At 40.1% G+C, this 15,597-nt stretch carries 11 protein-coding genes and 2 pseudogenes; 11 read left to right on the forward strand and 2 right to left on the reverse strand.

Annotated elements, in window-relative coordinates; translation table 11 throughout:
• Window positions 1-11: 11 nt before the first annotated feature.
• The 6 genes from WMZ97_RS07945 to WMZ97_RS07970 all read left to right on the forward strand — a co-directional run bounded on the left by WMZ97_RS07945 (window position 12) and on the right by WMZ97_RS07970 (window position 8,562).
• Complete coding sequence (locus WMZ97_RS07945; protein ID WP_343271550.1) at window positions 12-2,396, forward strand: heavy metal translocating P-type ATPase; 2,385 nt, start codon at window positions 12-14, stop codon at window positions 2,394-2,396.
• A gap of 49 nt (window positions 2,397-2,445) precedes the next feature.
• Window positions 2,446-2,655 (forward strand): copper chaperone CopZ, encoded by a 210-nt coding sequence (gene copZ / locus WMZ97_RS07950; protein ID WP_343271551.1) that lies wholly within the window; start codon window positions 2,446-2,448, stop codon window positions 2,653-2,655.
• A gap of 414 nt (window positions 2,656-3,069) precedes the next feature.
• A complete protein-coding gene (locus WMZ97_RS07955; RefSeq protein ID WP_343271552.1) occupies window positions 3,070-3,978 on the forward strand; it encodes a F510_1955 family glycosylhydrolase in 909 nt (302 codons plus the stop codon).
• A gap of 61 nt (window positions 3,979-4,039) precedes the next feature.
• The gene (locus WMZ97_RS07960; protein ID WP_343271553.1) at window positions 4,040-5,428 is read left to right on the forward strand and encodes a sensor histidine kinase; all 1,389 of its coding nucleotides are present in this window, start codon (window positions 4,040-4,042) and stop codon (window positions 5,426-5,428) included.
• Complete coding sequence (locus WMZ97_RS07965; protein WP_343271683.1) at window positions 5,421-6,089, forward strand: response regulator transcription factor; 669 nt, start codon at window positions 5,421-5,423, stop codon at window positions 6,087-6,089. Before WMZ97_RS07960 ends, WMZ97_RS07965 begins: the two co-directional genes overlap by 8 nt.
• 361 nt (window positions 6,090-6,450) lie before the next feature.
• Complete coding sequence (locus WMZ97_RS07970) at window positions 6,451-8,562, forward strand: heavy metal translocating P-type ATPase (protein WP_343271554.1); 2,112 nt, start codon at window positions 6,451-6,453, stop codon at window positions 8,560-8,562.
• Between the two features lie 258 nt (window positions 8,563-8,820).
• Here WMZ97_RS07970 and WMZ97_RS07975 read toward each other — a convergent pair.
• Both WMZ97_RS07975 and WMZ97_RS07980 read right to left on the reverse strand, forming a co-directional pair.
• A pseudogene (locus tag WMZ97_RS07975) lies at window positions 8,821-9,423 on the reverse strand (YdhK family protein).
• A gap of 179 nt (window positions 9,424-9,602) precedes the next feature.
• A complete protein-coding gene (locus WMZ97_RS07980; RefSeq protein ID WP_343271555.1) occupies window positions 9,603-9,878 on the reverse strand; it encodes a hypothetical protein in 276 nt (91 codons plus the stop codon).
• 158 nt (window positions 9,879-10,036) lie between these two features.
• Here WMZ97_RS07980 and WMZ97_RS07985 point away from each other — a divergent pair, with 158 nt between their 5' ends.
• The 5 genes and pseudogenes from WMZ97_RS07985 to WMZ97_RS08005 all read left to right on the forward strand — a co-directional run bounded on the left by WMZ97_RS07985 (window position 10,037) and on the right by WMZ97_RS08005 (window position 15,564).
• On the forward strand, window positions 10,037-10,357 hold the full coding sequence (locus tag WMZ97_RS07985; RefSeq protein ID WP_343271556.1) for an ArsR/SmtB family transcription factor: 321 nt from the start codon (window positions 10,037-10,039) through the stop codon (window positions 10,355-10,357).
• 12 nt (window positions 10,358-10,369) lie between these two features.
• Window positions 10,370-12,943, forward strand: a complete 2,574-nt coding sequence (locus WMZ97_RS07990) for a heavy metal translocating P-type ATPase (protein WP_405027666.1) — start codon at window positions 10,370-10,372, stop codon at window positions 12,941-12,943.
• Between the two features lie 163 nt (window positions 12,944-13,106).
• Window positions 13,107-13,451 (forward strand): ArsR/SmtB family transcription factor, encoded by a 345-nt coding sequence (locus tag WMZ97_RS07995; RefSeq protein WP_343271558.1) that lies wholly within the window; start codon window positions 13,107-13,109, stop codon window positions 13,449-13,451.
• An 18-nt stretch (window positions 13,452-13,469) separates the two neighbouring features.
• Window positions 13,470-14,771 (forward strand): annotated as a pseudogene (locus WMZ97_RS08000) (arsenic transporter).
• Between the two features lie 223 nt (window positions 14,772-14,994).
• Window positions 14,995-15,564: a Uma2 family endonuclease gene (locus tag WMZ97_RS08005; protein ID WP_343271559.1), complete on the forward strand. Its 570-nt coding sequence runs from the start codon at window positions 14,995-14,997 to the stop codon at window positions 15,562-15,564.
• Window positions 15,565-15,597 lie beyond the last annotated feature (33 nt).

Raw genomic sequence — 15,597 nt, forward strand, 5'->3', positions numbered from 1 at the left:
GGGATTCCAGCATGAGTGAATTAAAACATGTTACGGTCGGTGTAACAGGAATGACGTGTGCCGCCTGCTCCAATCGAATTGAAAAAGTGTTAAATAAAATGGATGGCGTGAACGCACAGGTTAATTTAACAACTGAAAAAGCAAATGTTGATTATGATCCAGAAGCAATTTCTGTACATGATATCTCATCCAAAATTGAAAAACTCGGCTATGGCGTGGAAACCGAAAAGGCAGAGTTTGATGTAATGGGTATGACCTGTGCCGCCTGTTCTACACGGATTGAAAAAGTATTAAATAAGCAGGAAGGCATCAAACAAGCAACGGTGAATCTTACTACCGAGAATGCAACCGTTGAATATAATCCGGGTTTGATGAATGTAGAAGATATTATCGGCCGCATTCAGAAAACAGGCTATGATGCCAAGATAAAAACGGACAAGCAGGAAAAACAATCACGCAAGGAAAAGCAGATCAAGCGGATGAAATGGAAATTAATCATATCTGCTGTGCTGGCGGCACCATTATTGGTAACAATGCTTGTTCATTTGTTTGGTGTGCAGATACCAGCAATATTCATGAATCCATGGTTTCAATTTGCACTTGCAACACCAGTGCAGTTTATTATCGGCTGGCAATTCTATGATGGGGCCTATAAAAATTTGCGTAATGGCGGCGCCAACATGGATGTGCTAGTGGCGCTTGGTACTAGCGCTGCGTATTTCTACAGTTTATATGAAGCAGTGAAGACTATTGGAAATCCGGGATACATGCCACATCTTTATTTTGAAACGAGTGCGATTTTAATTACGCTGATTTTATTCGGTAAGTATCTGGAGGCAAGTGCCAAGGGTAAAACCACCATGGCGATTTCTAAATTGTTAAGTTTGCAAGCAAAACAAGCTCGGGTTATTCAAAACGGTGAAGAAACAATGATTCCAATTGAAGATGTAGCGGTTGGTGCTCATCTAATTGTAAAACCTGGGGAAAAAATACCGGTGGATGGTATTATAGTCAAAGGACGAACCGCTGTTGACGAATCGATGCTAACGGGGGAATCGATTCCGATTGAAAAAGGTGTAGAAGCAAATGTGATTGGGGCAACAATGAATAAAAACGGAACGATCGAAATGGAAGCAACCAAAGTTGGGAAAGATACCGCACTTGCATCGATTGTACAAGCGGTGGAGGATGCTCAAGGTTCGAAGGCTCCAATCCAGAGGCTGGCGGATATCATTTCCGGCTATTTTGTACCAATTGTTGTCGGGATTGCCGCGCTAACATTTATTATCTGGATTACCCTTGTGCAACCAGAAAACTTCGAACCATCTCTTGTGGCGGCAATTGCCGTTCTCGTAATTGCTTGCCCATGTGCATTAGGTTTGGCGACACCAACGTCGATCATGGTTGGTACGGGGAAAGCAGCGGAAAATGGTATTTTGTTTAAAGGTGGCGAACATTTAGAGCGTACCCATCAATTAAATGCGATTATTCTTGATAAAACCGGAACGATTACCAAAGGAAAACCGGAAGTAACCGATTTTACCGGGGATAATGAAACGTTACAATTACTGGCAAGTGCCGAAAAAGGTTCAGAACACCCATTGGCTGAAGCAATTGTGGCTTATGCAACAGAGCGTGATATAGAACTTGTGGACATTGATGATTTCGAAGCGATACCTGGTCACGGTATTAAAGCTAAAATTTTTGGCAAATTTATACTTGTTGGTACACGAAAATTAATGACCGAAAATAATATCGATGTTCATCATGCAGAACAGGAATTAATGGGCTACGAGACCAATGGCAAGACAGCGATGCTCATCGCGGTTAATGGCGAATACCGTGGAGTTGTTGCTGTAGCGGATACGGTAAAAGAAACAGCCGCTCAAGCGATCAGTCAGATGAAGGAACAAGGATTGGAAGTAATTATGTTAACAGGAGATAACGAACGTACCGCACAAGCAATTGCCAAACAAGTCGGTATTGACCATGTAATTGCCCAAGTTTTGCCAGAGGAAAAAGCAGGCAAAGTAAAAGCGGTTCAAAACCAAGGTAAGAAGGTAGCCATGGTCGGCGATGGGGTAAACGACGCACCTGCATTGGCAACAGCAGATATTGGGATTGCAATTGGAACCGGAACAGAGGTTGCGATTGAGGCTGCTGATGTTACCATTCTTGGTGGTGAATTATTACTCATACCTAAAGCAATTAAACTAAGCCATGCAACGATTAAAAATATCCGGCAAAATCTATTTTGGGCATTTGCCTACAATAGTGCGGGGATCCCGATTGCGGCGATTGGACTATTGGCTCCATGGATTGCTGGTGGTGCGATGGCCTTGAGCTCGGTCAGTGTTGTTTCTAACTCCCTTCGCTTGAAGCGGGTCAAAGTATAACGAAAAGAAAGTTTAAAACAACCTTTCCCTTGAAAGGGGGTGAAATAGAATGAAAAACATGACGCTAGATGTAAAAGGTATGACATGTGGTCATTGTAAATCATCTGTTGAAGGTGCCCTAAAAGGTATTGAAGGCGTAACGAACGTAGAAGTAGATTTAAGCACCGGAAAAGTGGACGTTACGTATGATGATGCAAATGTTACCATTGCAGACATGCGTGAAGCCGTGGAAGATCAAGGCTACGATGTTGTAGCATAAAATAGAGGCTGGTTCCTTTGAACGGGAATCAGCCTTTTAGTTGAATAATTAAGTACATATGCGACCTTTAAGAGGTTGTTCAAATAGTCCGGTAAAAATGACACTTCGATAGGGGAGCTTCCGCTAAAACCGTTCACGTCTTGTGGACAACACGGAAGTCATCACATCCTGTGCAAGCCTGGTACTCAAAGCTTCGCCGCCTCGAACTTCGACGCGCAGGTCGTGCTAGTGTCGGTGTTGCGACAGGACGTTGCGACCTTAACCGACCTCGGTCCTTTTCATCCTCCTTTTTGAACACGCACTTTAAGCAAATCCTGCACAAAAAATTGATATTCTTCTGATATGCTATGTCTAGCAATTTCTCTTTTTGCAATAGAAGGTAGACACGATGAAGTTAATGGAGGTTAAGTTCTGATGATTAAGAAAAAAGCAATGCTTATCGTAACTATTATTGTAGGATTATTCATAACCGGTTGCAGTAGTAATGACAATAAGGAATTTGTTGTTTCGTTTGATGGGAGTATCGACCATGTTCACGGGATAGGTTATGTTGGAAACGACAATGGATTATATGTCGCTACGCATACTGGCTTGAAAATATATCGTGATGGGAAATGGTCGGAAACAACGAGAAAATTGAACGATTATATGGGATTCAATGCAGTTGATAAGGGTTTTTACACCTCCGGACACCCGGGAGAGGACTCCGATTTACCCAATCCAATCGGTATTCAGCGCAGTTTTGACGGGGGAAGAACATTGGAGAGTGTTAAGTTTGAAGGAGAGACTGATTTTCATGGAATGGCAGTAGGATACAAGAGTCACGACATTTTCCTAATGAATCCGGAGAAAAACTCGGAGTTGGAACAAGGTTTTTATAATAGTACGGATGGTGGTGAGTCGTGGGAAAGTGTTGAGGCACAGGGCCTAGACGGAGATTTATTCGCCTTAGCCATTCATCCTTCTAATTCAAATCTGGTTGCAGCAGCCACAACTACCGGAGTTTATCTGTCAACCGATGGGGGAGCGGCTTTTAAATTGATTACAGATAAAGCTCAGGGTACAGCTGTATTTTTTAACGAAGATAATTTATTTTACGCGAGTTATAACACTGCTCCATCTCTAGTGAAATATACAACGAAGAATGGTGAGCAAGAGGAATTGAAATTACCTGATTTGATTGAAGATGGGCCTGTATTTATTGCTCAAAATCCGAAAAACAATCAACAGTTTGCGATCTACACAACAAAGAACCAAGCATTTTTGTCCAACGACAATATGAATTCTTGGGATCAAATTATAGTCAATGGCAAAGTACACTAAATGAGTTGATCGAAAGTGTTTGACCTGTTCAATCAAATTATTGGGCGTAAAGAGGTAGACTATGTTTAGTAAACTTTCATTTAAAATCGGATTACTGTTTTTTATGTTTATTCTCGTGCTGGAGTTATTCTTATTTCTAGCTCTGTATACAAACCTGGCAAATGAACGGATTAATGAAGTGATGGAAAGTACATTAGCCCGTGGGAATACACATCGGGATGTATTGGAGGATAATTTTAATCAGTCAACATTAGAGCATGTAGGTATCATGGAATCTGTTTCCGATTTTGTTGTTATTGTAACGGATGAAAAAGGCAATACAATCGTTTCATCTGATCCGGTTGAACAGGAAATGATGAACGTGATCAAGCATACTAAGAAGGACACGATACCTGCTAGGGGTAAGATTATTGAAGACCGATGGAAACAGAAAGAATATATTGTTACAGATAGTCCAATTACAATCGATGGAAGGCATAAAGGCAATGTCTTCATGTTTGCGAATACGAATACCGTAGAAAAGATTGTCGATCAGCTTAGTGACCAATTTATCGTTATCGGTTTTATCACAGTCATACTAACGATTATTACTATCTTTATTTTGTCCAGGTTTGTTACCCTCCCGATCATTAAAATGAAGGAAGCAACGGAACAACTTAGTAAGGGCAGAAATAAGGTCGAGTTGCGAATGGATCGTAAAGATGAATTAGGAGAGCTGGCGAAATCAATCAGAACATTGTCAAACGACATTGACCAATTGAAAAAAGCTAGGAATGAGTTTCTGGCTAGCATTTCGCATGAACTTAGGACACCTTTAACTTATATAAAGGGCTATGCCGATGTCATTAACCGCCAAACAATATCGGAGTCACAATTAAAAGAATATACAGCTATAATTCGTGAAGAAACAAGCCAGATGTCTGAGTTAGTTAAGAATTTATTCGATCTTGCTAAAATGGATCAAAATAAATTTTCAATTAATCGTGAAGATGTGGTACTGTATGACCTTATTCAGACCGTAATCGATCGGATGAATCGAGTGCTTGAAGAGAAAAATATCGTGTGTTCAGTGCGCTGCCCGAAAAACATTATTGCTTACGTTGATCCTGAGCGATTTCAGCAGGTTTTCATCAATATTTTAGATAACGCTAAAAAGCATTCTGCTATAGGTAATCAGATTCTATTGGAAGTGAAACAGTCTCCAGAGGTAATACGTATTTTTATTTCTGATGAAGGGGAAGGGATACCAAAAGCCGATCTGCCGTATATATTTGACCGTTTATTTCGTGTGGAAAAATCACGGTCGAGGCAAAGTGGTGGAACAGGTTTAGGACTGGCGATTGCCAAGGAAATTATCGAATCACATGATGGAAGAATAGAAGCCCAAAGTAATCGAGGAAAAGGGACAACCTTCATCATTACATTAAAAAGAGGTGACGATGATGAATAAGGTGCTATTAATTGATGATGAAAAACGTATGCTGGATTTATTAGCATTGTATCTACAACCACACCATTTCAACTGTACAAAAGCGTTAGGGGCAAATGCTGCATTAACCTATATAGACAATGAAACATTTGATATCGTCTTACTGGATATTATGATGCCGGAAATGAATGGGTGGGAACTGTGCCAGGCAATTAGGCGTGTTTCTGATGTGCCTATTATTATGGTGACCGCTCGTGAACAGCGGGAGGATATTGTCAAAGGACTGAAGCTTGGGGCCGATGATTATATAACAAAGCCCTTTAACGAAGATGAATTAGTAGCTAGAATGGAAGCCTTGTTGCGTAGAAGGAGCCCTACCAAACATATTGAAATACATGGTTTATTATGGGATGAAGACCGCTTCGAACTTTTATACAAACATCAAGTCATTAAGCTAACCCCAAAGGAATTTGCCATGATCGGACTCTTCATGAAAAAGTCGAATCAAGTCTTTGCCAGGGAACAACTGATTGAATTGATATGGGGGTATCATTCCGATACAGAAGGAAGGACTGTTGATTCGCATGTACGGAACATAAGAGAAAAAGTTAGGCAGGCTGGTTTCCCGATTGATCAATATTTTAAAACGGTGTGGGGTGTTGGGTATAAATGGGTTAAATAATCCTGAAAATAAGCAAACTGTCGAACGTGGCGGTTTGTTTATTTTTATGCTTTTCAAACGGATGACTTTCATCATTTTCTATATAGAGTGAAAATGGTTTAGATTCTCCCTAATAGGTACTATATTGGTGTAATCGTTTTTATGTGGAGGTAAGCTAATAACTTTGGTCATAAATTGTTCCCTTGATCTATCATTATTTGTGAAAGACGGGACTGTTATGATTGTTTTGGGGCAGTATAGTTAATGATGAGGACCTAGTAATTAAAACAAGGTTTGACAAATACTATAGGGGGGTATAGTATGTTAGGGGGAGAGCGGAAAGGATAACCTTCTGAAACATTGAAAAAGGAGATCGATATGTATGACAGACCATAATGAACATGAACAAAGTAAACATGACCATGATAGTCAGCAAGTACACCATAACCATGAAGCACACAATCATGCTACCCATAACCACGAACAACAACATCATCATGAGCATAGTGCACATGACGGACATGGTCATGGGGGCCACGATCATCATGGTCATCATGAACACATGGTGAAGGATTTTAAAAAACGGTTTTATATTTCCTTAATCGTTACGATTCCTATCCTTATTTTATCGCCGATGATTCAAAGCTTCCTTGGCGTGGATTGGCAAGTGCCGTATAATCAATATATTTTATTCGTACTTGCTACATTTATCTTTTTCTATGGTGGTTGGCCGTTTATTACTGGTGGGGTTAGCGAGTTAAAAGATAAAAACCCCGGAATGATGACGCTTATTGGGTTAGCTATCTTAGTTGCGTATGTATATAGCTCCCTTACTGTATTTGGCTTGGAAGGAAAGGACTTTTTCTGGGAACTGGCAACTTTGATTGACATTATGTTGTTGGGACACTGGATTGAAATGCGCTCGGTAATGGGTGCATCCAATGCACTGGAAGAACTCGTTAAGCTTATGCCAAGTGAGGCCCATAAGCTGGATGAAAATGATGAGGTAAGAGATGTACCGGTATCCGATTTAAGAAACAATGATAAGGTTCTAGTAAAACCAGGGGAAAAGATTCCGGTTGATGGAATAATCGTTGACGGAACATCGGCAATTGATGAATCAATGCTAACTGGGGAATCTGTACCTGTAGAAAAAAATCAAGGGGATGAAGTGATCGGCGGTTCGGTAAATAAGGAAGGATCGCTGACTATACAAGTTGAAAAAACAGGTGAAGATTCCTACTTGTCCCAGGTTATAACACTGGTTAAAGAAGCACAGGAATCAAAATCCAGAACACAGGATATTACGAATCGAGCAGCCAAATGGTTGTTTTACCTTGCCCTAGCTTCAGGTTTTGTCACGTTATTTGTCTGGTTGATGTTAGGATATCCGTTTGATGTAGCCCTGGAGCGAATGGTTACGGTAATGGTTATTACTTGTCCACATGCACTCGGTTTGGCAGCGCCACTCGTCGTAGCGGTGTCCACATCGATTTCTGCTAAACATGGATTACTCATCCGTAATCGTACTAATTTTGAAGGAGCAAGAAACCTGAATGCAGTTGTGTTTGACAAAACTGGAACACTAACGAAAGGCGAATTTGGGGTTACAAATATTGTTCCGAATGAAGGGTATCAGGAAGAAGAAGTCCTTAACTGGGCAGCAAGTCTAGAACAAAATTCGGAACATCCACTTGCAACTGGTATCGTAAAATCAGCAAAAGAAAGAGAGGCTAAGCTTAAAAAGATATCCGATTTTGAATCGATTACTGGAAAAGGAATTCAGGGAACGATCGATGGTAAAAAAGTCAATGTAGTTAGTCCAGGTTATGTCAATGACAACAATCTGTCGTATGACCAGCAACAATTTGACAAGATGTCAGAGGAAGGGAAAACGGTCGTATTTGTTTTGCTAGATGATGAATTAGTTGGCATGATTGCCCTCGCCGATATGGTCCGAGAAACAGCGAAAGAGGCTATTGCTAAGCTAAAGGAAAATGGCATCCATTCCATTATGCTAACCGGTGACAACAAAAAGGTCGCTGACTGGGTTGCCAAACAATTGGATATTGATGAGGTATATGCAGAAGTCCTACCAGATAAAAAGGCGGATCAGGTGAAGAAAATCAAAGAAGAAAAAGGCTGGAAAGTTGCGATGACCGGAGACGGAGTCAATGATGCACCAGCATTAGCAACTGCCGATTTAGGTATCGCAATCGGCGCTGGTACTGATGTAGCCATGGAAACAGCCGATATCGTGCTAGTCAAAAGTAACCCGAAAGATGTAGTCTCGTTAATCGATTTATCGAAAAAAACCTATCGGAAAATGATCCAGAATCTATGGTGGGCTGCCGGATATAATATTTTGGCTATTCCACTTGCGGCAGGTGTATTGGCACCGATTGGCATCGTATTAAGTCCTGCTGTTGGGGCAGTATTAATGAGTCTAAGTACAGTAATAGTTGCGATTAATGCGAAGTTGTTGAAAGCATAACTATCATTAAGAAACTATCGTTGCAAGAATTGATATTGCATTCCATGAGTGAATACGCGGAAATGATGCATACTTCAACGATAATTGCTTGTCACCAGCTTGTTGTTAAGTCCGTACGAAATAAGCCGAAAAGGAGGGACAATGTTGGGCAATTATGACATGGTATCATCATGTAACCAATGCAGTGGATAATTAACCAGAATAAAAGGTATGCGGGTAAATCCCACATACCTTTTGCATTTTACTGAAAGGGCTAAACTATCCCACCGGAGATAACTCATCCTCTGTTACCCATTTATGATTTTTGACCCTGTCACCGCCTGTTGTAGGGGTATAATCAACCATATAAACGGTTGTTTTTTCAGAAGAATCGATTGTTGCCTTTGCACCTTCCATTCCTTTCATATGCGATGCCTCAACTGTGACTTCTGTTCCGGGTTCCAACGGCTTATCATCTTTGGCGTCATTAACTTCCTCCTGAATGACCCATTTATGATTTATTACTCGCTCCCCACCAGTTGTTGGAGTGTAAGAAATGGTGTAAGCGATCGTGTCATAGGCACCAACAATGGTTGCCTCGGCATCCTTCATTCCTTTCATGTGATCGGATTCGATAATCGCTTTACCTCACACTTCAAAAGCTGGATTTTTTGCTATTTCCAACCCTTCAGGAACCTCTCCGGAACCGGAGTGATCCATATCCATTTCATCTTCATCCATATGTTCTTCGGAATGAGATGACGAATCCGTTTTTTTGTTATCATTTGGTGCTGATTCAGTATTGTTGCTTCCACATGCTGCTAGAATAGTCATTGTGATAATCAACCATATTCCTATGACTATTTTTTTGGGTTGTACCATGGTATTTATTTCCTCCTCTTATGTATTCCTTTCATTAATATTACCCGAAAATATGCAGATTGTTAGCAGATTCTATGACAATGTTATATTTGCAAATTTATCAGGTGTAGTCGGTCAAATGACGTGCAAACGGTGTTAGAAAGGGTTCTTTCAGTTGAGGTAGAAGGACAATTCAGAGACTAATACATAGAAGAAACACTGACCTTCCACTTTGGAAGATGCCCTGTCCTTCGTAACAAATTTTGATGCTTCCTCTCAAGTAAATATATACTGTAAATGCTGGCACGTATCCATTTGGTTGTGTGTTGCATCATGTTGGTTTGCAATTGAATAATTTCTTTTAGCTCCATAATGGTTACCATTTTTTGATATAGCTCCAGTTTATTTATCACACCTTTATGTGCGGTTAAATATTCCGCCATAATCCCAAGGTCTGTGGCAGGTAAATTAGGCATTTGACCACCTCTTTATTCAAAATAGGTCGATTCATTGTACACTATGATAGTTCGCTTATTTTGTTATTATTCTTTGCATTCGATTGACACACATATTAGTGGTTGGTAATATGATGGTAACAAACATATTACCAACCACTAATATAAGGAGGGATTACATGTTAAAAGTCGATCTCGATACAAAGGTAAAGTTCCTGCATGGCTTTTCACACAAAACACGAATTCAAATCCTTGAATGTATAAAAGACAATGAGAAAACGGTAACGCAAATTGTGGAAGACATACGGGGGAATCAGTCGAACATTTCACAGCACCTGGCGTGTTTAAAAGGTTGCGGACTAATAACAGGAAGACAAGACGGTAAATACGTGTATTACGGCTTACGTAACCAACAAGTTCGCGAATTATTAACGATGTTTGATCGGGTGCTTGACGATGTCGAAAATGATGTTGCATGCTGTGAAAATCATATAGGTTAGAGGGTGAGAGCCATGTCGGACAAATGCTGCGGATCTAATGAGAAGGGATCTGTAACTATAGAGGATAATGAAAGCTGTTGCAATTGTAGGGTTGAGAAAGAAATGGACAGCTGCTGTAATAGTCAGGCCAAAGGGGTAAATGACAAAGCTGTTGATGACTGTTGTGGTAAAGAAACATCCAAAGGACCGGTGTTAACGCTTTGTTGCGATAATGGAAGCGGGGCATCTTGTTGTAGTAACACAGTTGAAGAAACAGATCCTCATACATCTGATAAAAGTGAAAAAATGGAATATCGCATACAAGGCATGGATTGTCCATCTTGTGCCTTAACAATAGAAAAGGGACTCTTGGGTTTAGACAATATTCAAGAAGCAAAGGTCAATTATAATACGGCAAAATTACAAGTAATTGGCAGCAATGCTTTGGCCCTAGACAGTGTGGAAGATGAGATTAACAAGCTTGGCTATTCAGCCCAACCAATTCAGCGAAACAAAAATATGCGAACTTACGATGTTACAGGAATGGATTGTGGCAGCTGCGCCAAAAGTATTGAAAATCATTTAAATACGATTCCGGCTGTTAGGAGTGTGCGTGTCAACTTTTCAATCGGAAAGATGCAGGTGGAACACGAAGGTAGTGTGGAGGAAATTATCTCTGAAGTATCCAAACTTGGGTATAAGGCTTTTCCGACTACGAGTAACCAAAAAACTCAGGCGTCTGAAAAAAGCAAAGAAGGATATGGTCTGATTACTTTCTCAGGTGTTTTAATTGCGCTTGGTTTAATCGGTTCTTACTATGGAATCCCCCAAATAATGTCAACGATTTTATACGCTGTTGCCATTGTTGTAAGTGGCTATAAGCCTGTGAAAAGCGCCTATTATTCTCTAAAAAGTCGTTCGCTGGATATGAATGTTCTTATGTCAGCAGCCGCAATTGGGGCGGCCTTAATCGGGCAATGGTTTGAAGGTGCCACCGTGGTATGGTTATTTGCACTGGGCAATGTGTTGCAAAACAGGTCGATCGAACAGACTAGAAAGTCTATTCGTAATCTAATGGATTTAGCACCATCAGAGACTTGGATGAAAGTTGGATCAGAGTTAGTCAAAAAGCCGGTTGATGATGTTGCAGTTGGCGACATTGTGGTGATTAAACCCGGTGACAGAATTCCATTAGACGGTGAAATCATCCAGGGTGAAACCAGTGTTAATCAGGCGCCTATCACAGGCGAATCCATTCCGGTTGATAAGCTGTCTGGTGACACGGTATACGCCGGTACCATTAATGAGAGTGGTTCCATTGAAATCAGCGTAACCAAGTTAGTGAAAGATACGACAATATCCAAAATCATTCATTTGGTTGAAGAAGCACAAGAGCAAAAGGCTCCCGCGCAAGCATTTATCGATAAGTTTGCTAGCATTTATACACCAATCGTGTTTGTCCTGGCATTAGTTGTAATCGTTGTTCCACCACTTCTTGGCTTTGGCACGTGGGGAGAATGGGTTTATAAAGGGCTTGCGTTACTGATTGTTGCTTGTCCATGTGCATTGGTTATATCTACCCCTGTGGCAATTGTTTCGGCAATTGGGAACGCAGCAAAGAATGGCGTTTTAATCAAAGGCGGTACCTTTTTAGAAAGGGCAGGCGCTATCAAAACAATAGCATTTGATAAAACCGGCACGTTGACAGAAGGAAAGCCTAAAGTTTCTGAAATGAAGGTATTAACGACGTCTGAAGCAGAATTACTAGCACTAGCGTTCACATTAGAAGATTACTCCACCCATCCAATCGCCAAAACGATTGTCGAATATGCGAAAGATAGAGGAGTTCAGGCAAAGAATGGGGAGTTGTTTAAAAGTATCGTCGGTAAGGGTGTGCAGGCAACCATTGATGGAAAAGTTTATTATGCTGGGAACCTTACATTGTTTGAAGGGATGAATATAGTATCTGATGATGTGAAGTCCAGGGTAAATGAGATACAAAACAAAGGAAAAACAGTGGTAATAATTGGTACACGACAGGAGATAATGGGGATGATCGCTGTTGCGGATACTATTCGAACCACTACTGTAAAGGCATTGAACGGCTTGAAACAGGTTGGTGTCAAACAGGTGGTTATGTTGACCGGAGATAACCAAGGTACAGCTGAAGTGATTTCCAACGAGGCAAATGTGACTCGTTACTTTGCTGAACTATTGCCGGAGGATAAAGTCAATGCAATTAGACAACTGCAACGTGAAGGTCATAAAGTAGCTATGGTTGGTGATGGAATTAACGACGCACCAGCACTAGCCACATCCGATTTAGGGATTGCCATGGGTGGTGCTGGAACGGATACAGCCATGGAGACTGCTGATATTGTCTTAATGGCAGATAACCTAGAAAAGTTGCCACATACGATTAAATTAAGCAGAAAGGCATTAGCAATTATCAAACAAAACATCGGCTTTTCCCTAATCATAAAATGTATCGCATTGATTCTTATCTTTCCAGGATGGCTGACACTTTGGTTAGCAGTATTAAGTGATACAGGGGCTGCTTTAATTGTAATTTTAAATGCACTAAGACTTGTAAAAATGAAAGAGTAGTCAAGAAAACTGTTCAACCTTCAATTGAACAGTTTTCTATTTTTATATTAACTAATTTTTTTATAGCGAATCAATCGTAATTTGATTTTAGAATCATATCATTTGTATCAAATAAGCAATTAATTATATGATGATATCCAGATGAAGGGTGGGGGATGTAAATATGCCTAAAACGACTGTTGAAATGGAAAAGGCAGCAATGATCTTGAAATTGTTAGGCGATAAAACGCGGTTAACTATGGTAAAAATACTTGATCATCATGATTGTTGTGTTTGCGAATTTGTGGAGATTTTTCAAGCAAGTCAACCATCGATTAGTCAACACCTAAGGAAATTAAGAGATGTTGGATTGGTGAAAGAAGAACGAAAAGGGCAATGGATTTTCTACTCTATTAATAAGGGTAATCAGTACTATCCATTTGTTCAGCAGATTCTTGACCAATTACCAAGTCAGGATGAAAAATTAAAAGAATTAGAAAAAAAGGGAACACGAATTAATTGTTGTTAATAGGGAGGGATACATACTTTGTCATCAACACTAATACTGGCAATTATAATCTTTTTAGTAACACTCGTTTTAGTGATTTGGCAGCCTAAAGGGTATCGATTGGATGGTCTCCATTGGTGGAGCCGTTCTTGCTTTAATCGTGGGGGTAGTTGGATTTAGCGATGTCATAGCAGTAACCGAAATTGTCTGGAACGCAACCTTGACATTTGTTGCGATTATCCTCATATCACTCATATTAGATGACATAGGGTTGTTTGAGTGGGCAGCACTTCATATGGCCCGAATCGCAAAAGGCAACGGGATACGGATGTTTATCTATATCAATATCAGTATTTTAGGTGCAATTGTTGCTGCCTTGTTTGCCAACGATGGTGCTGCGTTAATACTTACCCCGTTTGTGCTTGCTATGGTTCGAAATATAGATTTCAAAGAAAAAATGATTTTTTCGTTTATTATGGCGAGTGGTTTTATTGCAGATACGACATCATTGCCATTTATAGTAAGTAATTTGGTTAATATCGTTTCAGCAGATTTTTTTGGCATTGGCTTTGTGGAATATGCGTCCAGAATGATCATTCCCAACCTTTTTTCACTAGCTGCAACCATAACGGTATTATTAATGTACTTTCGAAAGAGTATTCCAAGATCATATGATGTCTCTAAATTAAGTCAACCTAAGGCTGCAATAAGAGATCATAACATGTTTCACCTATCATGCTATGTTCCTGGATTATTAGTTGTTGGCTACTTTGCAAGTGAGTTCATTCATCTTCCTGTTTTTATTATTGCAGGTGTGATATCGGTTTTCTTCATTTTGATGGCGAGAAATAGTAAGGCAGTTGATACGAGGTCAGTCATAAAGGGAGCACCTTGGAATATCGTATTTTTCTCCATCGGGATGTATGTAGTGGTATATGGATTGGGTAATGTCGGACTGACGGATACATTAGCTGCTGTTATTCAAACTGCAGCAAAACAAGGTTTATTCATAGCTACGATCGCAATGGGCTTTATCGCAGCATTCTTATCATCCATTATGAATAATATGCCAACAGTTATGATCGATGCGTTGGCGATGCGGAAACAAATACATCTGGAGTTTTGAAAGAGGCACTTATCTATGCCAATGTGGTTGGATCTGATTTAGGGCCAAAAATCACACCAATCGGTTCCCTTGCCACTTTGGTATGGCTCCATGTTTTATCACAAAAAGGAGTGAAAATTTCATGGGGAACCTATTTTAAAACAGGGATCATGTTAACGATACCAATTCTGATTATAACCTTGATTGGGCTATTCCTCACGTTATTGTTTTTTTGATAATTTGTTTATTTTTTTGTGAACGTAACGGAGAATGAGGATCAGGAAAAATTAATCTATATGATGTACAGGGAACTCACCTCTTACCCGTCAAATTCATGGAAACGCGGGCTCCTTTTGCCCAACTAATGACAGATAAATATAATGATGAATCCAGGGAAGATGTATTACACAGTTGATTGTGATAATATGATGGTAAGCATAAGTCGAAAGGAATGATTGGATGGCCATTCCAAATGAAAAAAGGACCTATTCCTATGCCGATTATCAAACGTGGAATGAGGGGGAGAGGGTGGAATTGATTGATGGGAAAATTTTCAATATGTCGCCTGCCCCTTCACGCAGACATCAACAGGTTCTTAGGGAGTTATCTACAGCCTTTTCTGTTTTTTTGCGGGATAAGGACTGTGAAGTGTTTTTTGCACCCTTTGATGTACGACTATCGGTGGAAAACAAACAGGATAATGATATAGACAATGTGGTCCAGCCTGATTTATCGATTGTGTGTGATCAAAATAAACTTGATGACAAAGGCTGTAATGGGGCGCCTGATATGATTGTTGAGGTTCTTTCCCCTTCATCCATTAAGCTGGATCGATGGGAGAAATATCAACTTTATGAAAAATCAGGGGTGAAAGAGTACTGGCTAGTTGACCCTGCTAACGAATCCGTTGAAATCCATCATTTAATTGATGATCAGTATAATTTTCATGGAGTTTTTACAAAAGAGGATACGATCTCCATTCATGTTTTAACAGGATTGGAATTAAAGCTATCCCAAATATTTCTATAGATGGAGGAATTGACTATAAATAGGCTGTCACCA

The sequence above is a fragment of the Lentibacillus songyuanensis genome (assembly GCF_039548255.1).
Lineage (GTDB): Bacteria > Bacillota > Bacilli > Bacillales > Amphibacillaceae > Lentibacillus_C > Lentibacillus_C songyuanensis.